We start from the raw sequence: 19999 nt of genomic DNA on the forward strand, positions 1-19999 counted from the left end.
GGGGTTATTAGAAAAGCTGTGTTGCGGATCAGACATTTTCTTCCAGCTGCAGTTCGCGGATCGCCATCTCGCGCAGTTTGAACTTCTGGATCTTGCCGCTGGCGGTCATCGGGTAGGAGTCGACAAAGCGGACGTACTTGGGGATCTTGTAGTTGGCGATCCTGCCGCGGCAGAACTCCTTCACCTCCTCCTCGGTCATCTCGCATCCCTTCTTCAGGACCACCGCGGCCATCACCTGCTCGCCGTACTTGCGGTCCGGCACCCCGTAGACCTGGATGTCCGAGATATTGGGATGGGTGTAGAGGAACTCCTCGATCTCGCGCGGGTAGATGTTCTCGCCGCCGCGGATGATCATGTTCTTGATCCTGCCGGTGATCTTGCAGTAGCCGTTCTCGTCCATGACGGCGAGGTCGCCTGTGTGCAGCCAACCGTCGGCGTCGATCGCCTTGGCGGTCTCCTCGGGCATCTTGTAGTACCCCTTCATAACCAGGTAGCCGCGGGTGCAGAGCTCCCCCTGCTTCCCCGGGGGGAGTTCCGCGCCGGTCTCGATGTCCACGATCTTCAGCTCGACGTTGGGAAGCACCCGTCCGACGGTGGCGACCTTCAACTCGATGGGGTCGTCGGTCCTCGTCTGGGTGATCACCGGGGACGATTCGGTCTGGCCGTAGGCGATGGTGATCTCGCCGGCATGCATGTCGCGGATCACGCGCCGCATCACCTCGATGGGGCAGTTGGAGCCCGCCATGATACCGGTTCTGAGCGAAGTGAGGTCGAACTCGGCGAAGCGGGGGTGCTCGAGCTCCGCGATGAACATGGTGGGGACGCCATGCACGGCGGTGCAGCGCTCCTGTTCGATGGCCTGCAGCACCTTGAGCGGGTCGAAGATCTCAACCGGGACCATGGTGGTGCCGTGGGTGACGCAGGCCATGACCCCAAGCACGCAGCCGAAGCAGTGGAAGAAGGGAACCGGGATGCAGAGGCGGTCCTTCTCGGTGAAGCGCATGCACTCGCCGATGTTGAAACCGTTGTTGACCACGTTGTGGTGGGTCAGCATTACCCCTTTCGGGAACCCGGTGGTGCCGGAGGTGTACTGCATGTTGATCACGTCGTGGACCGAGAGCGTCCGCTCCACCGCCTCAAGTTCGGCGTCCGACACCTGCGCGCCGAGCTCGACGATATGTTCGAAGTTGATCATCCCCTCCGGGGCGCCGTCGCCGATGAAGACCGCGTGCTTCAGGCAGGGAAGCACGGGGCTTGCGAGCTCTCCCGGTCTGCTGCCGGCAAGCTCCGGGACTACGCAGGCCAGCGTCTCTATATAATTGGTGTCCTTGAAGCCCTGCACGAGGAACAGCACGCTGGCGTCGGACTGCTTCAGAAGGTACTCAAGCTCGGCCGATTTGTAGCTGGTGTTGACGGTTACCAGCACCGCGCCGATTTTGGCGGTGGCAAACTGCAGCGTCACCCACTCCGGCACGTTGTAGGCCCAGATGGCGAGGTGGTCGCCCTTCTTCACCCCCATGCGCAAAAGCCCCTTGGCCACCAGCCGGCACCTCTCGTTGAACTCGCGATAGCTGTAGCGCAGACCGCGCTCCACGTAGACCAGCGCCTCGTTGTCCGGATATTTTCCGGCGATGTCATCCAAAAGCGCCCCGACCGTCAAATTGATCTCTTTCGACATGACCCCTCCTGCTGTTTCTTCACATCAAACAGTCGTTCGCGTAAAAACAACTTATTGGAAATAAAAGGTTTTACCAATTAACACAGCCTTCTGCGGCATGTCAAGAATTAAGGAATGCCGATCATTTGTTCGGCAGCGCTTACCATGACCTGCGCCAAACAGCCTGCAGAAAAAGCTTGACAGCCTTTTCCCCGCAGGACCGGGCATTTAGCGTAAGTAATTGAAATTACAACGGGTAAAACAAAAACCTGGTTGCGGTGAGGGTGCCTATTCTGTAGGCAATCTGCAGAGGCGGGCAATTTAAAAAGGCTTTTCCCTGTCTTCAACGCCTTTTCCACAACGCTTTCCACAAACGGTGTGGACCGGGACGTTAAAATCGGATTTATTTCGTAATTATGGCAGGTTATACCCGGATGGAACGGATGCGTCACCGCCACGAGCGACGCATCGCCGCGAAAAGCAGAGGTTCAGCAGGGACTACCGGTGAGTCGGGAGTTATCAGTATCAAAGCGCTGCACGACAATTCGCGTTCCCCTTTTTACAAGCAGTTACGCAAAGAACGGGAAAAGGCGCAAAGATCGCGAAGAAGGCCTTTGTTGTTAACCTAAAGCCTCTTCCCGTTCTTAACGGCCTCGGCGCTCTTTGCGCTACCGCTTATTAGGGGAACTGGGGGACAGGGGAATTTGGCTTGGTGGTTCGACCAGCTACAGCCCGTTCACCACGTTTCTAGGTGCGCCCGAGAGAAACGCCGCAATGTTCCCTGCCGTGGTCGCCATGAGCCGGCGCCGGGCGGCAAGGGTGGCCCAGGCGATGTGCGGGGTGACGATGCAGTTCCTGGCGTTAAGGAGCGGGCTGTCGGAGGGAATCGGTTCGACGGCGGCGACGTCGACGGCGGCCCCGGCGATGACTGCGTCGTTGAGCGCGTCGGCCAGGTCGCGCTCGTTGATCAAGCCGCCGCGCGAGGTATTTATGAGCAGCGCGTGGGGCTGCATCAGGCGAAGCCGGGCGGCATCCACCATCCCCTCGTTTTCCGCCGTCAGCGGACAGTGCAGGCTGACCACGTCCGCCCTGGCGAAAAGCTCGTCCAGTTCCAGCCATTGGACCGCCATGCCTTCGGGGGCCTCTCTTCGGTGCGGGTTGCAGGCGAGGATCTCCATCCCCAGGGCGCCGGCAACGGCGGCCACCCTGGAGCCGATGCGTCCCAGCCCCACGATCCCGAGCGACCTCCCCTTCAGCTCGGCGAGCGGCTGCGCGACCAGGGTGAAATCGGCCGAGCGGGACCACTCGCCCCGCTGCACCGCGGCGTGGTACTGCGCCACACGGTTGGTCAGCTCCAAAAGGAGCGCGATGGCGTGCTGCGCCACCGAATCGCTGCCATACTCCGGGACGTTGACCACCGGGATTCCCAGTTCCGCCGACTTCGCCAGGTCCACAACGTTGTAGCCGGTGGCCAGCACGCAGATGAGCCGCAGTTCGGGAAGCCGCGCCAGCGTTGCTGCACAAAGCGGGGTCTTGTTCGTGAGCACGATCTGCGCGCCGCGGCAGCGGTCGAGCACCAGCTCTTCGGGGGTGCGCTCGTGTACCACCAGTTCGCCGAAGGCGGCGACCTCGTCCCACGGGTTGTCCCCCGGGTTCAGGGTATAGCCATCCAGCACCACGATCTTCACGGACACCTCCCTAGTGCACCACCACGCCGCCGGAAACCACGAACTTCACCGCGTCCTCGACGCTCATGCCGCAGTCGTACACCTCGGACTCGTGGAAGAACAGTGCAAAGCCGGAGGTGGGGTTGGGCATGGTCGGGACGTAGACCACCACCAGCTTCTCTCCGTCGCGCTCCACCTCGGCCGTCACGAAGCCGACGGCACGTACCCCGGTGCGTGGCCACTCGACGAAGACGGCCCTGCGGTAGGAGGTCTTTCCGTCCTTGAACACCTGAGTCAGCTGCTTGCTGGAGTTGTAGATTGACTTCACCAGGGGGATGCGGGAGAAAAGGTCGTCCCCCCATCGGAGAATCCTGGTTCCCATCACGTTGGTCGCCAGCAAGCCGGAAAGGTAGATGACGATGACGCCGGTCAGCATGCCCAGGCCGGGGATATAGGAGTGATCGTTGATGAACGCGGCCAGCAGCGAGTCGAGGTAGCTCCCCAGGATGCCGTCGGCGAAGTTGAACAGGAACTTCAGGATGAATATGGTGATGCCGAGGGGGACCACCACGAACAGCCCGGTGATGAATTTCCCCTTGAAATGTTTGACAAGTTGTTCCACTGGCGCCTCCGATTGATAGTTCGCTTGCGTTATGCAACAAAGTAGCCGCAGTGTCAACGGTTTTGGGTCCAGGCAGCGAATACGGGGCGCCGGCCATTTCTGCCGTAGACCTTTTCGGTTGGATACCGATTTATCGGCCGTAGTTCCTTTAAGCCAATCCGATTTATTGGCCGTAGCCACTTTAGGGCGAAGGCAGCGATTTATCGGCCATAGCCGTTTAGCGGCGAAGGCAGCGATTTATCGGCCATAGCCGTTTAGCGGCGAAGGCCGAAGGCCGGGGCAAATGCAGTTGACAACAACACGCGCAAAAACTACATTAACATGTTGCGGTTCATCCCCTAAAAATCCCGTCAAAGGTCCCCGATGTTGAAAAAAGCGTTTGTCATATCGGCCGTCGCCGCCGTCCTCGCCGCCATCTTTTTCCTCGCGCCGCTTCTGGACAAGGAAGAGCGCGCCCGAAGGAGCGAGGCGGAGTACGTCTCCATGTTCAAAGAGGTGGTCGACATCGTCAAGGAGAGCTACGTCGACAAGGTCGATGACAAGAAGCTCATGACCGGCGCGATCAACGGGATGCTCGCCGCGCTCGACCCCCACAGCACCTACCTCCCGGTCACGGAGTACTCCGAGATGAAGGTGCACATGGCGGGCGCCTTCGGCGGCGTCGGCATCGAGTTGGACATGCGCAACGGCAAGCTCATGGTGAACGCCCCCATCGAGGACACCCCCGCCTTTCGGGCCGGCATCCTCGCCGGTGATCACATCTTCCAGATCGACGGCAAGCCGACCAAGGACCTCCCGATCAACGAGTGCGTGAGCCGGATGCGCGGCACCCCCGGAACGCAGGTCACTCTCACCGTCATCAGGGAGGGGAGCGCGAAGCCGCTCACCTTCCGTCTGACCCGCGCCATCATAAAGACCAAGAGCCTCAAGGCACGCCTTCTGGAGTCCGGTTACGGCTACGTCCGCGTCGCCGAGTTCCAGGAGCGGACCGGCGAGGACTTCGAGAAGGCGCTGAAGACGCTGGCGGCCGACAACGGCGCCCCCCTCTCCGGCCTGATCCTCGACCTGCGCTACAACCCCGGCGGCCTGGTGGACCAGGCCTACCGCGTGGCGGACCGCTTCATAGGCGAAGGGCTCACCAACGGCGACATCGTCACCACCAAGGGGCGCGACGCCGCCTCGGTGCACACCCTCACCGCGACCATCGGGGAGAAGGAGCCCAAGTACCCCATGGTGGTGCTGATCAACGGCGGCAGCGCCAGCGCCTCCGAGATCGTCGCGGGCGCGCTGCAGGATCACAAGCGGGCCGTCATCATGGGTACCCAGAGCTTCGGCAAGGGAAGCGTGCAGTCCATCATGACCCTCAACAACGGCGACGGGCTGAAGCTCACCACCGCCCGTTACTACACCCCGAGCGGTCGCTCCATCCAGGCCAAGGGGATCACCCCCGACATCGTGGTTGAATTCGCCAAACCGGCGGCCGCGAAGACGGAGAAGGAAAAGGAGCTTGAGATCCGCGAGCAGGACCTCGACGGGCACATGCAGGAAGTTCCCGAGACCAAGGCGCCCGCCCCGGCCAAGCCCGCGCACCCGGTCCTGTTGCCCCGGGTGAACGGCGTCGGCAAAGAGCTCAGCGAGCAGGAACTGCTGCAAAAGGACAACCAGTTGGCCCGCGCCCTGGAGCTCATCAAGGGAGTCAACGTCCTGAAAAAAGGCCTGCTCCGTTGACCGGCACGGGCGGCAGCGAGGCGCCCGGCACCCCGAACCTTTTGGTGATACTCGGGGCGACGGCCTCCGGGAAGACCCGCCTGGGGGTACAGCTTGCCGGGAGGCTTGAGGGGGAGATCATCTCGGCCGATTCGCGCCAGGTGTACCGCGGCATGGACATCGGCACCGGCAAGGACCTGCACGAGTACCAAGGGGTTCCCTACCACCTGATCGACGTGGCCCCCCCCGGCCACGAGTTCAACCTGTTCCAGTTCCAACGCCTTTTCCTCGACGCTTTCTCCGACATCTCGCGGCGCGGCAGGCTGCCGGTCCTGGTCGGCGGCAGCGGCATGTACCTCGACTGCGTGCTGCGCGGTTACCGTCTCATCGAGGTCCCGGAGAACCCTGCGCTGAGGCAGGAACTCGCCCCGCTCTCCATGACGGAGCTCGCCGACCGCCTCGCCCGGGCCAATCCCAGACTGCACAACAGCACCGACCTCACCGAGCGGAGCCGCCTGCTGCGTGCCATAGAAATCGCCGAGTACCAGGGGGGGGGCGAGGAGCCCTGGCCGGAGATCGCCCCCTGCACCATCGGTATCCGCTGGGACCGCGCCCAGCTCAGGGAGAGGATCACCAAACGACTCAGGGAGCGGCTCGAGGCGGGGATGATCGAGGAGGTGCAGCGGCTGCATGCTGCCGGCACCGGCTGGGACAAGTTCGAGTTCTACGGCCTGGAGTACCGTTACGTGGCGCGTTACCTGAAGGGGGAGCTTTCCATTAACGACATGTTCCAGAAACTCAACTCCGCCATCCACGACTTCGCCAAGAAGCAGGAGAACTGGTTCAAGCGGATGCAAAGCCATGGCACGGTGATCCATTGGGTCGAGGGGGCAGGAGATCCGCTGGCCGAGTCCCTGGAGCTGCTAAACAGCAAAGGCATATCGTTCAAACAGGGATAAAAGGGATGAAAGGGATAAAGGCGTAAACCCCTTCTCACGCGAAGACGCAAAGGCGCGAAGCCAGGCAAGACCAACAAGACGTTTTGGCTTAACCTGAAATCTTTTGTGTCAGGTGTTATCCCTTTGATCCCTTTTATCCCTGTTAAATGAAGTTGTTTTGGGTTTACTTTGCGCCTTTGCGTCTTGAGTGAGTGCAGCGAACGGGCGTGAGACGATTGCGGCAGAGCCATGGCACGGTGATCCATTGGGTCGAGGGGGCAGGAGATCCGCTGACCGAGTCCCTGGAGCTGCTAAACAGCAAAGGCATATCGTTCAAACAGGGATAAAAGGGATGAAAGGGATAAAGGCGTAAAAACCCTTCTCACGCGAAGACGCAAAGGCGCGAAGCCAGGCAAGACCAACAAGACGTTTTGGCTTAACCTGAAATCTTTTGTGTCAGGTGTTATCCCTTTGATCCCTTTTATCCCTGTTAAATGAAGTTGTTTTGGGTTTACTTTGCGCCTTTGCGTCTTGAGGGAGTGCAGCGAACGGGCGTGAGACGATTGCGGCAGAGCCATGGCACGGTGATCCATTGGGTCGAGGGGGCAGGAGATCCGCTGGCCGAGTCGCTGGAGCTGCTAAACAGCAAAGGCATATCGTTCAAACAGGGATAAAAGGGATGAAAGGGATAAAGGCGTAAACCCCTTCTCGCGCGAAGACGCAAAGGCGCGAAGCCAGGCAAGACCAACAAGACGTTTTGGCTTAACCTGAAATCTTTTGTGTTAGGTGTTATCCCTTTGATCCCTTTTATCCCTGTTAAATGAAGTTGTTTTGGGTTTACTTTGCGCCTTTGCGTCTTGAGTGAGTGCAGCGAACGGGCGTGAGACGATTGCGGCAGTTAATTATTGACGTAATCGGTGTGGTATGTTACGAAAAAAATGGCGAAGCAGATGGTGCTTGTTTCGTTAACGTACTAGCAGCCAGGGAGGGTACCGATGTTTGCGAGGCTAAAATCGGACATTAAGGCGGTGTTTGACAGGGATCCGGCGGCAAGAAGCGTGCTGGAGGTGATCTTCTGTTATCCCGGGCTGCATGCGCTCTGGTTCCACCGGGTCGCCCACTGGCTTTGGACGCACAAACTCTATTTCCTGGGACGCTTCACCTCCCACATCGGCCGTTTCCTGACCGGCATCGAGATCCACCCCGGCGCCACCATCGGCAAGGGGTTCTTCATCGACCACGGCATGGGGGTGGTCATCGGGGAGACCGCCGAGATCGGCGACAACGTCACCCTCTACCACGGGGTCACCCTGGGTGGGGTCAGTTGGGAGAAGGTGAAGCGTCACCCCACCCTGATGGACAACGTGGTGATCGGTTCGGGCGCAAAGATCCTCGGTCCCTTCACCGTGGGCAAGGACAGCAAGGTCGGCTCCAACTCCGTCGTGGTCAAGGAAGTCCCCCCCAACTCGACCGTGGTCGGCATCCCGGGGCGCGTGGTGATGGCGACCGAGAAGCCCCAGGACCGTCCGGACCTCGAGCACGGCAAGATGCCCGACCCCGAGGCCAAGGCGATCTCCTGTCTGTTCGACCAGATCCGGGAACTGGAAAGGAAGTACAATGCGCTCGCCGCAGAGCACGAGGCGCTCAAGAAGAAAATCGGATAAAAACCATTTAAACAGGGATAAAAGGGATACAAGGGATAAACCCCAAACAAAAGATGTTGGGGGTAACCCAAATCTTGTGTCTTTAGACTTTTCTTTGCGCCCCTGCGGCTTTGCGTTAAATCTTGGTTATATCCCTTCCATCCCTTTTATCCCTGTTAACCGTGTTTCGAGGTTCGTTTTACCGCATGAAAAGAATCGCCATCACCACTCTCGGCTGCAAGATCAACCAGTTCGAATCCGCCGCCATGACCGAAGCCCTGGAACAGAACGGCTACAGCTTCGTCCCCTTCACCGAAACAGCCGACATCTACGTCATTAACAGCTGCACCGTCACGGCCAAGACCGATGCCGAGTCCCGCCGCCTCATCAGGCGCGCGACCCGCATGAACCCCGAGGCACGCGTGGTGATCACCGGCTGCTACGCCCAGATGGCGGGCGATGAGCTGCTGAAGCTCCCGGGGGTCAACCTTATCCTCGGAAACAGCGAGAAGAAGGACATCGTCGGTTTCATCAAGGGGCTCGGGGATGAACCGCAGGCGGTGGTGAGCGACATTTCGCAGCAGAGAACGGGAGAAAGAACACAGCTGGAGAGCTTCGCCGAGCACACCCGCGCCTTCCTCCAGGTCCAAAACGGCTGCGACGCACGTTGCGCCTACTGCATCGTACCGTACGCCCGCGGGGCCAGCAGGAGCGTGGTACCCCAGGAGGCGCTGGACGGCATGGCAGCCTTCTCGGCGAAGGGTTTCCAGGAGATCGTGTTGACCGGCATCCACCTTGGCGCCTACGGCCTCGACCTCGACCCGCCCACCGACCTGCTCGCCCTGATGAGGGAGGCGGAGCGCCAGGGGGTGGTAAGGCGTCTGCGGGTCGGCTCGGTGGAACCGACCGAGGTAGCGCCGGAGATGATCGCCTTCATGGCCGGCTCCGGCGTCGTCTGCCCTCACCTGCACCTGCCCCTGCAAAGCGGCTCCGACGGCGTCCTCACCCGCATGAACCGCGGCTACGACACCGCGCTGTTCCGCTCCGTGGTCGAGGCCCTGGTCGCGGCCATGCCCGACGTCAGCATCGGCTCCGACGTGATCGCCGGCTTCCCGGGCGAAACCGACCAAGAGTTCCAGGAGACGCTTTCCTTCATCGAGTCGCTCCCCCTGGCCTACCTGCACGTGTTCCCCTTCTCGCAGCGCCCCGGCACCCCGGCCGCGACCATGGCTGCCCAGGTCCACCCGCGGGTCATCAAGGAGCGGGCCGAGGCGCTCCGCATCCTGTCGGAAAAGAAAAAGACAGAGTACGCGGCACGTTTCGTCGGGCGGGAACTACAGGTGCTGGTGCAAAAGGACGAGGGGGGACGCAAGGGGTTGTCCAGGAACTACCTTCCGGTGCTCATCGAGGAGTGCGAGGGGCTGGTCAACCAGGAGGTCGGCGTGCTGATCACCGCGGCCAGCGGCGGAGAGTTGACCGGGAAGCTGGCAGCGACGCGCTAGACGGTGAAGGTCACCGTGGCGCCCTGCCCCGCTTCCGCTTCTATCTTCACCTTGCCGCCGTGACGGCTGACGATCCGCTTCACGATGGCAAGTCCTATCCCGCGGCCGGGAAACTCCTCCTGGCTGTGCATCCGCTGAAACGGCGAGAACAGCTTTTCGGAGTACGCCATGTCGAACCCCGTCCCGTTGTCCCGGACGGCGAAGGCGGAACGTCCCTCCCAATCGATGGGAAAGAATTCCACCACGGCATGTTCCCTTGTATGGGTGAACTTCCAGGCATTTCCTACCAGGTGCTCCACCGCCACCTTCAAAAGGCGCGCATCGCCCCGCGCCGTCATCCCCTCCGCCACACGGACATCAACCTTCCGCTCCGGTTGCGAACGGACCAGTTGCCTCACGACCTCCCTGGCCAGCGCGCTCAGGTCCACATCTTCCTTGTTGAGCTTTCCCCTCACGCTGCGTGACAGTTCCAGGATCGCGTCCAGCATGTCCGCCATGCGGCGGCTGGACCTCCTGATCCGGTCCAGGTAGTCGTTGCCTATGGTGTTGAGCCTGGCTGCGTATTCCTCGGTGAGCGCCTGGCTGAACCCCTCGAGGTGCCGCAAGGGCGCCCGCAGGTCGTGCGAGACCGAGTAGCTGAACATCTCGAGGTCCCGGTTGGCCGATTCCAGCTGCGCGGTCCGCTCCACCACCCTGCGCTCCAGTTCGCCGTTCAACCTGAGCAGGCTTTCGTTCTCCTCGGTCAGTTCCCGGACCTTCTCTTCCAGGCGGGTGGCCACCACCTGGCTGTAGTCCCTGAGGAAATCCTCCTCCTGCATCGGGCGCGGCTCCGCCTCGCGCCCGGTGGCCACCTCCGCCACCAAAAGCCGTCCCACCTCCTCCCACAGTTCATCCGGCCGCATCGGTTTCTCCAGGAAAGCCGTTGCCCCAAGGGAGGCAGCGAGCTCGGCTTCCCTGCTGCCGGTGTAGATTGCTGAATAAAATATGAAGGGGATCCTGCCGAGTTCTTGGAATTTTTTGAGTTCGCGGAGGAATCGGAAGCCGTCCATCACCGGCATGAGACAGTCGGAGAGGATGAGGTCCGGGGCTTCGGCCGCCGCGACCTCGAGCCCCTGCTTGCCGTTGGCGGCCTCGACGACATGCCAGCCATGCCACTCGAAATTGTAGCGGATGATCTTGCGATCGTTTCTGGAATCGTCGACGACCAGTACCTTCATCCTCCCCCCCTGACGGCTGCGGCAGATGCGATCGACGTCCATACCCGGAAAACAAATGCCTAAAAGAATACCAATGAGGGGTCGGTTTGCAATGAACAGGGATGAAGGGGATAAAAGGGATAAAAGGATAAAAAGGAGAAGGGGATGAAAGGAATTATAAAAAATCCCCCTGCATCCCCTTCATCCCTGTTGAAAAAATGAGGTTATCCCTGCAACTGGGCTAGCAGCTCGGAAACCCGCCGCACGTCTTCCTGGTCGCGGAACTCGCGATAGCCGTCAACGCCGTCGGCATCGAGCCCGCGGTAGTAACGGGGACGCTTCGCCTTGAGTCCTGCCAGGAGCTTGCCGGTGGCATAGTCGACCGTTTCGGTGTCGCGGGCGGCAAACTTCAGCTGCAGCACGATGCTGTAGCCGAGCTGGAACAGCCGCTTCAGCTCCTCCTCTACGAGTATCCGCGCCGCTTTATGCTCGTCACCGGCGGCAAGTTTCTCGAGGGCGATGTTGAGGTAACCGCAGACGCGGTGCATCACACCAAGCATCGACTCGGGCTCGTGGAAGGCCTGCCCCTCGGCAACGAGGGCGCTGTTCACCAGATAGTTCAACTCCTGCAAAACGACATCGGAACCGGCAAGGTCCAGGGCACGCGAAAGAAGCGTCCCCTCGTCGGCAAAGACGGGGATCAGCTGTCCCCCCTCCCCTGCCGCAGCGAGATCCTTGCCCCCCTGCAACTGGAAATGGTCCGGGTGGATCCGGGCGTAGATGGAGAGTGCCTCTTCCAGCGGCGGGAAGCCGAGATCCTGCAGACGGCCGGTGCGGAAGCGCTGGCATTGCTCCTCGAGCTCCAGGTCCACGTCCCCTTTCACCCCCTCCATGAGCGCGGTGTACAGCTCGTTGTCGAGCTTGACCAGCACGGAGAGGAAGGCCCCGATCAGCTGGCTGTGCTTGGGGTTCTTGAACTTGATCATGAAAACGTCGTCGAAGGTATGGTCGTAGTCGCCCTGGCGCTCCTCGTCGTTACCCTGGTCGCCGATCCCCCCGCCAACGATGATCTCGCGGCTCAACAACAGCTGCAGCAGCTCGAAATCCAGATGCCTCACCAACTCGTGAACCCGTGCCTCGCCCCCCTCCATGAAGTAGGTGAGCCAGTGGCAGGCCTGCTCTTCGGAGAAGGTCCAGCCGTCCCAAAGCTCGGTGTCCATTATGAAAACGCCCTGCTCGGCGGTGGCCAGGCGCAGCAGGTCCACTGCGTCCGCCTCCCCCACCTCTTTCATGAGCCAGAAGAACTCCTGGGGCTGCAGACCGGCGGCGAGCCTCCTGGCGTCGGAGTCGGAGACGATGAGGTCCATCTTTTCCTTGCCGGAAACCGTCCTCAGGTAGTCCTGTTTCTGCTGAAGGGGAAGCGCCTGGAAATCGCGCTCGGAAAGTTTCGCCACAGCTACTTGCTTCTTTTCTGCCATTTGACTCCCTTTAAAACCGTTCTTAACAGGGATAAAGGGATGAAAGGGATACACCCCCAAAAGAGTTGTTCAGCCCAATCCCTGCACCTGTATTTATTTTCACTCCGCGCCTTTGCGGCTTTGCGTTAACAACCCGTTTTTGACTTTATCCCTTTGATCCCTTTTATCCCTGTTAATTGCTTTTAAAGGATCCCTTTGCGCATCGCCTTCTTGTAGCCACAGCTTCGGTGCAGCCACTTCAGCTCCTTGACCAGCTCCGGGGTGAGCTGAACGCACTCGGGAAAGACCTTGAAACGCTTATTGTAGATCTTGCAGCGCCTGGTGGTGATGTCGAGGTAGCGACAGGGGGTCGAGGTGAACAGGATCCTGCCGTCCTCGTCCTCTAGCTTCTCAAAACAGCAAAGGCCGCATTGCTCGCAAAGGGCCTCCCACTGCTGCTGGTCCATTTCGGGTTCTGGTGACATAGCGCCTTACTCCTCGCCCGCTCCAAGCGGCACCACGAGGCTGTTTCCCTTGCTGTTGGAAAACCGGACACTGTCCTCATAGATCTGCTCTATCTTGTAGCCATTCACGCTGTTCCCCTGCCGCATCGGACTGCCGTTCACCATCGCGAAGCTCGACTCGCTGCTGTTCTGCCAGGCAATACCGGTGACGCGGATATCCGGCCGCGACTTATGCTGGGGCACCGGTTGCGGCGCAACCGAAGCGGGTACGGCAGCTGCGGGTGCCGGTTGCACGACAGCCGGCTGGGCGACGGCAGAAGCCTTGGCCATGACCGAAGGCTGGGCCAGCTGCTTCGCGGCAACCCTGGCCGGGATTTGAGGCTTGGTAGCGGCCTTGGCTGCCGCCTGGGTTACCGGCTTCGCAACCGGTTGCGCCACCGGCTTCGGCGCCGTAGCGGCGACAGGAACCAGAGCCGGTTTGGCCGCGACCTTGGCCGGCTCGACGGCCGGCCGCGCCGGCTTGACAGCCGCGACGGGTGCGGCGGCCGCAGCGGCAGAGGTGTGCTCCGGGGCGACCGCTGTTGCAGCCTGCTGCTGCCCAACGGCGGACGCCGCCTGGGCGGGGACCGCTGCAGCCGGGGCGGCAGTGGCCAAGGCATCGACACCATTGGGCGTTACCCGTGCGGCCGGACGGGAGAAGCCCCCCATGAGGGCGTAGGTCGCCAGGGTGGCGATGGCAGCTCCCGCCAGGGTCCATACCGGAATCAGCCAGGCGGGACGACGTCCCCTTGCCTTGGGGAGCCCACCGGTGCCTGCGGGTCGACGGGACCGCTGCGACTCGTCCACCTTCTCCAATGCCTTCAGTATCGAACTCATAAACTCCTCGAAAAGTTGAAAATCAGCTGCGCCAGCGCGGCAGTCCGCCGGTCAGGCGCCGCAGCAGTTGCGCCGCGAGCCCGTAGGGGGAACGGCCGCCAACCTCGGCAACGGCCTGCGCAGCCATGCTCCCGGTGATGGTCCTGGTCTCCTCGGTGAACCCGATCAGGAGGGCGCGGTCGCAGACGACGTTGACCAGCCGCGGCACCCCACCCGAGAAGCGGTAAATGTGCTTCATGGCCGCCGTCGAGAATTCGGCGGCGCGGTAGCATCCGGCCAGCTCCATGCGGTGGTCGATATAGGACTGGGTGCTCTCGAAGTCCATGGGGAGCAGATGGTAACGCACCGTGATGCGCTGGTTCAGCTGCCGCAGTTCCATGCGCCCGAGCACCGACAGCAGCTCCGGCTGCCCGGAGAGAACGATCTGGATCAGCTTGTCCGTCTCGGTCTCCAGGTTCGAGATCAGGCGGATCTGCTCCAGCACCTCCATGGGGAGATTCTGCGCCTCGTCCATCACCAGCACCACACTGCGTCCCGCCTGCTTCTGCTCCAAGAGGAATGCGTTCAGCACCTGCAGAAGTTCGACCCTGCTCTCTGACTCCCAGACCAGCCCGAATTCCCGGTTCACGCTCTTCAACAACTCGAGGTCCGACAGGCAGGGGTTGAAGATGAGGGCGGTGCGGTGTCCCTCCTGGTCCAGACGGTTCAGGAAGGTGCGCAAAAGCGTGGTCTTGCCGGTCCCCACCTCACCGGTGAGTTCCACGAAACCGGCACGGTTGTCAACCGCATAGATCAGGTGCGCGTAGGCTTCACGGTGCTGCTCGCTCATGAACAGGAAGCGGGGATTGGGAGTAATGGTGAACGGGCTCTCCCTGAAACCGTAAAATTCGCAATACATCGCAGGCATGTGGTTCCTTTTGACGGCTGCCGATATCGAGTGAGTGAATATAGCGCGAATCTGGCGGGAAATAAAGGGGAAAGGGCGTGAGGTGCGGGTGCAAGGCTTAGTTGCTTTTAGTGGCTTGCATTACCGGATAAACGTGGGAAACTTCCGACGTTGGATTAGTAAAAACCAATACAAAGGAGACGACACATGGGCAAAAAACCGATGGTCAAACGCAGCTTCAGCCGCCTGGACGACCCCGGCCTGAGCTCGTTCGGGAAAGGGGTCGTAACCTCGCTAACCGGCAACGCTTATTTCAAGGAGCCCTACCCCCAGGAAGTCACCCCGTTGGGGCAAGTAAAGGGCACACTGGAGGGATTCGACAACGCCTGCCTTGAAGCACGTAGCCGTGCAAAGCAGAGCATCGCGCAGCGTAAAAATCTGCGCACTCAGCTCATCAAAGAACTCAATGAACTGGCGGATTACGTCAATCTGATCGCCAAGGGGAATGTCGAGATTCTGGCATCCAGCGGCTTTGACTACACCAAGGAGACCGCGCCCTCCCCGGTGAAACACCAGGCGACCTATCCGGACGTAGTATTGTCCCAAAGCGTAAAACGGGGCGGGATCGTCGGAAAGGCCAAGAAGGCTCCTCGCGCCAGAAGCTGCGAATTCCACATAACGACGGGCGACCCCACCGTGGAGGGGAACTGGAAGCATGCGGCGGTGTTCGGCCAATTCAAAAACATGGAGCTGGATGGGTTGACCCCGGGGCAGCAGTACGCCCTCAGGATGAGGTGGATCATGCCTGAAGGGCCCGGTCCCTGGACCCCTCCCTTCTTCTTCATGCCCACCTAAAGGAATGCCCGAAACGCCCGTGCCAGCGGGCGTTTCACTTTCACGCCTGCAGCATCCCAACCAGCGACATCTGAGCAGCAAGGACATCCACTTTACAAAACCCCTTTGCACGTTGCTTTTGGGGCTTTGCGCGTTGGCTTTCCCCCTCTGCAGGCTGACTTTGTAGCTTTGCAAGCTTGCATCGGTCCTTTGCAAGCTGACATTGTCGGTACGCGACGGGAAAAACGGGAAAGCAGGTGATCCTGGGCGGAAATCGAGAGGAGGCAAGGCCGTTCCGGCATGTTTCTTGTCCAAAGCCAGCGGGTTTCGACCGATGCAACGCTAAAAGGTCCAAAAGCAGCTGCTTTTTTGCAAAAGCACGCTTGCAAAGGTCCTCTGCAAGCGTGAAGAGCATCTAAAGCAGTCAGCAGCGCATCAATAGCGGTAGGAAAGCTCTGCACGCAGGAGCCGGTTCATCTGCGTGTCGCCGGCGCGCAGCTCGTAGTTGTGGATCCACTCCTGCCCGTAGAGAAGCAGGGCGTTCCATTCCTTGGAGAACGGGAAGGTCCAGGTGGCGCGGAGGGCGTTCTTGCGTTCGATCGCCTGCATGACGCCGGCGGCATCGAAGCGGCCGGAGGCGTCGACGGTCACGCGCCCGTAGTCGCCGCGCCTGGTGTGGAAGGCCTCGAGCGCGAGGTTGTTGCGGACCGAGAACCAGTGGCTGTAGCGCAGGAAGAAGTCCTGGGTGGCGCCCCCCTGCGAGTGTCCGATGGGCATGTTGTACCTCAGATACCCTTCCGGGAAGGTGCCGTTGGTGTAGAGGATACGGTTTCCGCGGAAATACTCGAAGCGGAGGTCGTCCCTGCCACTTTCGGTGAGACGCGGGAGGTAGAAGCCGGCGACATAGCTCTCCACTATGGGCCAGAACGAGGCGGAGTCCTCGCCCGAGAGCTCGCCGTAGAGTTCGGTGTTGCGCAACCAAGGCAGTCTCAAGCGCAGGTCGAACCCAGCCACGGTGTTGGAGTTGTCATCGCTGGTACCGCCGACGATGCCGCGGACGATGTCCCCCAGGCTGTTGTTGACGCCGGGACCGCCGACCTGCCGCCCCAGGTTGATGCCGAACTCGAGGTCATCCAGCGGCTTCATGGCCAGTTTGCCTGCAAAGAAAAAAGGCTGGCGCTCCAGTCCGTCGGTGATGGTCTTTTCGAACCGGGAGAAGATCAGGGAGTATTTCAGGTCCCATAGGTATTTCGTCTTCACCAATTCGGGGCTGGAGAGCTTGACGAGGTCGAAGTTCCTGGCGTTGTTGGTGAGGGTGATAGCGCCGCGATAGCCCGGCCCCAGCCAGTTTTCGTCCCGTCCCACCTCCAGTTCGAGCCCCTTCCCCCCCAGCTTGACATAGCCCCGGTTCAGGCGCAGGCGCGCCTCATCGGCGTCCTCGGACCAAAGCAGCATCGGTTCCACTAACGCCGAGGCATATGAGGAGAAGTAGAGCGCACCGCTCGCCCTGAGGTCGACGTTGGAGCCGGCGCGATAGACCGCGCCGTCGTTGTTCTCGAAAAGAGGCGTTCCTTCCGTTCCACGCTGCTGGACCGGAGAGGGATAAGGATTGGCGGGCCTTAGGCCGCTGCCGATGCCGAAGACCCCGTCGTTGCCCGGGTCGTGCACGGCCCGGAAGTAGCTCCGCGGAGCACCGTCCACGTAGACATAGCGAAGTCGAGCGGTGGCAACAGGAGCGAAATCGAACGTAGGCGCCGCGTCCTCGCGGCCGTAGTAGGAGAGTTCGCGCGGCAGCAGTTCGTTCAGGCGATCGAGCAGTTCCGCAGCCAGGGCAGGCTGTCCGCCGGCGGCAGCCCGCGCTTCGGCCTCCTTGACCAGGCGTGCGGCCTCCGCCTGCGACAGGGGGCGGATACCCTTCACGTCCGAGGAGATGAGCCCGAAACCGGACAACTTCTCGAGGTATGAATAAACGGGACTGTCCAGCGGGATATTCGGTGAGGAAAGCGCAAAGGCAAGACAGGGATATAAGACGACTACGCATGCCGCGACGACAATAAACTTGGACAATTTCATTCAATTCTCAATCTTTTAACAGGGATAAAAGGGATAAAAGGGATGACTACCCACATAATCTGTTGCCTAATCTTCGATATTCCAATTTAGGAGAACCGAAATTAATCAGTAACCCGACGCCAATGCCTGTGGCTTTAAGGTAATTCAGGACCTGGGCTACATGCTCGGGAGCTAAAGCTTTTACAGCCTTTAACTCTAGCAACACGGTACCCTCAACAACGACATCCGCGTAGAAATCGCCAACGTTTTTCTTGCGGTAAAAGACCTGCAGGGGAACTTGCGCCTGTGCCTGAAGACCTGCTTCTTCAAGAGCTATCAAAAGGGATTTTTCGTACACCGACTCAAGAAAGCCGTTGCCTAATTCATTACTCACGTCAAAGCAGGCGGCTAGAATCTTCCCGGTCAAGTCTTCATAAATCATCGCGGTCTCCTTAGATTCAGAAGTTGTATCGGATGATCCTAAGAAGTGCTTCGTTTTATCCCCTTTATCCCCTTTATCCCTGTAAATAGGGTTTTTCTCTAGATCTTGTTTAGGCAGCCGTCCCCTCGCTGGTGCCGGCGACGCGGAGGTTTCGGATGAAGGTGAGTTTTTGGGGCGGGAACAGGTCAGGCCTGACCCGCTGGAAGGCAAACGGCGGTGCCACGTCGAACTCGTAGCGCGGCACGAACTCAGGCACGATGCTGCGTAACGAGGCCAGCACCTCTCCCAGGTCGTGAGCCCTGGCGTGGTTGAAGAGCTGCTCGAGGTCCGCCGTGACCTTCTTCAGATCAGTCGCCACCGGCGCCATGACCCTGATCTTCTTATGGCTGGTAGGCCGGATCCCCTCACCGTCGATCAAAAGCTCCTCGAAGAGCTTCTCCCCGGGCTTGAGGCCGGTGAACTGGATCTCGATCTCCTTATGCGGGATGAAACCCGAAAGCCTTATCAGTTCCTCGGCCAGCGAAAGTATGCGGACCGGCTCTCCCATGTCCAGGACGAAAATCTCTCCCCCGTGCCCGATGCAGCCGGCCTGCATGACCAGCTGAGACGCCTCCGGAATCGTCATGAAGTAGCGCACGACATCCTTGTCTGTCACGGTGACCGGGCCGCCCTTGCGGATCTGCTCCTTGAACAGGGGTATGACGCTCCCGTTACTCCCCAAGACATTGCCGAAACGCACCGTGGTGAACTTGGTCTGGCTCTTCGCCGCCAGCGCCTGCACGTAGATTTCGGCGCTCCTCTTGGTGGCCCCCATGACGTTGGTCGGGTTGACCGCCTTGTCCGTGGAGACCATGACGAAATTGCGCACCTTGAACTTGTGCGCCGCGTCCGCCACGATCTTCGACCCCAGCACGTTGTTGAGAACCGCCTCGGCCGGGTTGTACTCCATCATGGCCACGTGTTTGTAGGCCGCGGCATGGAACACCACCTCCGGGCCGAACTCGTCGAAGACCGTCTCGACCCGATCCTGGTTCTTCACGTCACCCACCATCGGGATGATGCGCAGGTCAGGGAAGGCGGCGGCGAGCTCCTTTTCGATGTAAAAGAGCGGGGTCTCGGCGTGGTCGAACAGCACCAGTTTTGCCGGTTTGAACAGGGCGACCTGGCGGCAGATCTCGCTGCCGATGCTCCCCGCCGCGCCGGTCACCAGCACCCTTTTATCGGTAAGGTAGTTGCGGATCGCGGTCTGGTCCAAGGCCACCGGGTCGCGCCCCAGGAGGTCCTCGATCTCCACGTCCTTGATCTGGCTCATGGAAAACTTGCCGTCGATGATGTCGGTGATCCCCGGCAGGGTCTTGAAGCGCGCCTTGGCCCGTTCGCAGTTGGTTATAACCCGGCGCATCAGTTCCGGCCCGCCGGAGGGGATGGCGAAGATGACCTCCTCGACGCTGTACTTGCGCACCAGCGCGCAAAGCCGGTCGGTCCCGCCGATAACGCGCACGCCTGAGAGCCGCATCCCCTTTTTCTCCGGGTCGTCGTCCACGAAACCTATCACGTTATAGGTGGCGTCGACCTGCTTGCGGATCTCCTTGAGCAGGAGGTTCCCGGCCTCACCCGCACCGATGATGAGCGTCCGTCTCCCCTTGTGCAGGCTGGGGATCAACTGGGTTTCCCTGTAGATGCGCCAGAGCAACCGGCTGGTCGCCACCATGGAAAAGAGCAGGAACCAGTCCAGGATGTAGATGGATCGGGGGAGGCCAAAGGGACCTTTCATGAAAATCACAGCGAGCGCGGATATCACGGACGAGAGCGTCACCACCTTGAAGATCTCGTAACCGTCCTGCAGCGATGCATAGCGCCAGATGCTGCGGTACATGCCCGAGGCGATGAACATGATCGGCTTGGCCGAAAGGATTACCAGCAATCCATGCAGCAGGTTATTGAACTGCTCGGAGGGTATTTGAAAGTCAAAGCGAAGCAGGAAGGAGAGAACGAAAGCACCAGCAATGAGCACAACATCGAGGAAAAACACAAGGATTCTTCTAGTGCGGAACAT

16 protein-coding genes are annotated in these 19999 nt (G+C 60.3%); 5 read left to right on the forward strand and 11 right to left on the reverse strand.

Features of this window, described 5'->3' with window-relative positions; all coding sequences use genetic code 11:
* Nucleotides 1–28 precede the first annotated feature (28 nt).
* The 3 genes from KP003_RS11435 to KP003_RS11445 form a co-directional block, all read right to left on the reverse strand.
* On the reverse strand, nt 29–1678 hold the full coding sequence (locus KP003_RS11435; protein WP_216499908.1) for an AMP-binding protein: 1650 nt from the start codon (nt 1676–1678) through the stop codon (nt 29–31).
* 704 nt (nt 1679–2382) lie between these two features.
* Nucleotides 2383–3345, reverse strand: a complete 963-nt coding sequence (locus KP003_RS11440) for a D-2-hydroxyacid dehydrogenase (protein WP_216499909.1) — start codon at nt 3343–3345, stop codon at nt 2383–2385.
* Nucleotides 3346–3355: 10 nt separating this feature from the next.
* The gene (locus KP003_RS11445; protein ID WP_216499910.1) at nt 3356–3946 is read right to left on the reverse strand and encodes a DUF502 domain-containing protein; all 591 of its coding nucleotides are present in this window, start codon (nt 3944–3946) and stop codon (nt 3356–3358) included.
* 363 nt (nt 3947–4309) lie between these two features.
* Here KP003_RS11445 and KP003_RS11450 point away from each other — a divergent pair, with 363 nt between their 5' ends.
* The 4 genes from KP003_RS11450 (at nt 4310) to mtaB (ending at nt 9736) form a co-directional block, all read left to right on the forward strand.
* Nucleotides 4310–5674 (forward strand): S41 family peptidase, encoded by a 1365-nt coding sequence (locus KP003_RS11450; protein ID WP_216499911.1) that lies wholly within the window; start codon nt 4310–4312, stop codon nt 5672–5674.
* Entirely contained in the window at nt 5671–6612 is a 942-nt protein-coding gene (gene miaA / locus KP003_RS11455; RefSeq protein ID WP_217299611.1) for a tRNA (adenosine(37)-N6)-dimethylallyltransferase MiaA, read from the forward strand. Before KP003_RS11450 ends, miaA begins: the two co-directional genes overlap by 4 nt.
* A 974-nt stretch (nt 6613–7586) precedes the next feature.
* On the forward strand, nt 7587–8255 hold the full coding sequence (cysE, locus tag KP003_RS11460) for a serine O-acetyltransferase (protein ID WP_216499913.1): 669 nt from the start codon (nt 7587–7589) through the stop codon (nt 8253–8255).
* A gap of 185 nt (nt 8256–8440) precedes the next feature.
* Nucleotides 8441–9736 carry a tRNA (N(6)-L-threonylcarbamoyladenosine(37)-C(2))-methylthiotransferase MtaB gene (gene mtaB, locus KP003_RS11465; RefSeq protein WP_217299612.1) on the forward strand — a complete coding sequence of 432 codons (1296 nt, stop codon included), beginning with the start codon at nt 8441–8443 and terminating at the stop codon, nt 9734–9736.
* Here the strand turns inward: mtaB and KP003_RS11470 are convergent.
* The 5 genes from KP003_RS11470 to KP003_RS11490 form a co-directional block, all read right to left on the reverse strand.
* Nucleotides 9733–10953 (reverse strand): ATP-binding protein, encoded by a 1221-nt coding sequence (locus KP003_RS11470; RefSeq protein ID WP_217299613.1) that lies wholly within the window; start codon nt 10951–10953, stop codon nt 9733–9735. The two genes, mtaB and KP003_RS11470, sit on opposite strands and share 4 nt — an antisense overlap.
* A gap of 203 nt (nt 10954–11156) precedes the next feature.
* Nucleotides 11157–12410, reverse strand: a complete 1254-nt coding sequence (locus KP003_RS11475; protein ID WP_217299614.1) for a DUF6178 family protein — start codon at nt 12408–12410, stop codon at nt 11157–11159.
* A 182-nt stretch (nt 12411–12592) separates the two neighbouring features.
* Nucleotides 12593–12874, reverse strand: coding sequence for a YcgN family cysteine cluster protein (locus KP003_RS11480; protein WP_236027012.1), 282 nt, complete (start codon nt 12872–12874; stop codon nt 12593–12595).
* A gap of 6 nt (nt 12875–12880) precedes the next feature.
* A complete protein-coding gene (locus KP003_RS11485) occupies nt 12881–13729 on the reverse strand; it encodes a hypothetical protein (RefSeq protein WP_217299615.1) in 849 nt (282 codons plus the stop codon).
* A gap of 22 nt (nt 13730–13751) precedes the next feature.
* Nucleotides 13752–14636 carry an ExeA family protein gene (locus tag KP003_RS11490; RefSeq protein WP_236027013.1) on the reverse strand — a complete coding sequence of 295 codons (885 nt, stop codon included), beginning with the start codon at nt 14634–14636 and terminating at the stop codon, nt 13752–13754.
* A 186-nt stretch (nt 14637–14822) separates the two neighbouring features.
* On the opposite strand from KP003_RS11490, the gene KP003_RS11495 reads away from it, so the two are divergent.
* Nucleotides 14823–15470, forward strand: coding sequence for a hypothetical protein (locus tag KP003_RS11495; protein ID WP_216499918.1), 648 nt, complete (start codon nt 14823–14825; stop codon nt 15468–15470).
* 414 nt (nt 15471–15884) lie between these two features.
* Here the strand turns inward: KP003_RS11495 and KP003_RS11500 are convergent, their stop codons facing one another.
* The 3 genes from KP003_RS11500 to KP003_RS11510 form a co-directional block, all read right to left on the reverse strand.
* On the reverse strand, nt 15885–17522 hold the full coding sequence (locus KP003_RS11500; RefSeq protein ID WP_217299616.1) for a capsule assembly Wzi family protein: 1638 nt from the start codon (nt 17520–17522) through the stop codon (nt 15885–15887).
* A 46-nt stretch (nt 17523–17568) separates the two neighbouring features.
* On the reverse strand, nt 17569–17943 hold the full coding sequence (locus KP003_RS11505; RefSeq protein WP_216788355.1) for a GxxExxY protein: 375 nt from the start codon (nt 17941–17943) through the stop codon (nt 17569–17571).
* A 109-nt stretch (nt 17944–18052) separates the two neighbouring features.
* Nucleotides 18053–19999, reverse strand: coding sequence for a polysaccharide biosynthesis protein (locus KP003_RS11510; protein ID WP_217299617.1), 1947 nt, complete (start codon nt 19997–19999; stop codon nt 18053–18055).

It is taken from the genome of Geomonas diazotrophica (assembly GCF_019063885.1).
GTDB classification, from domain to species: domain Bacteria; phylum Desulfobacterota; class Desulfuromonadia; order Geobacterales; family Geobacteraceae; genus Geomonas; species Geomonas diazotrophica.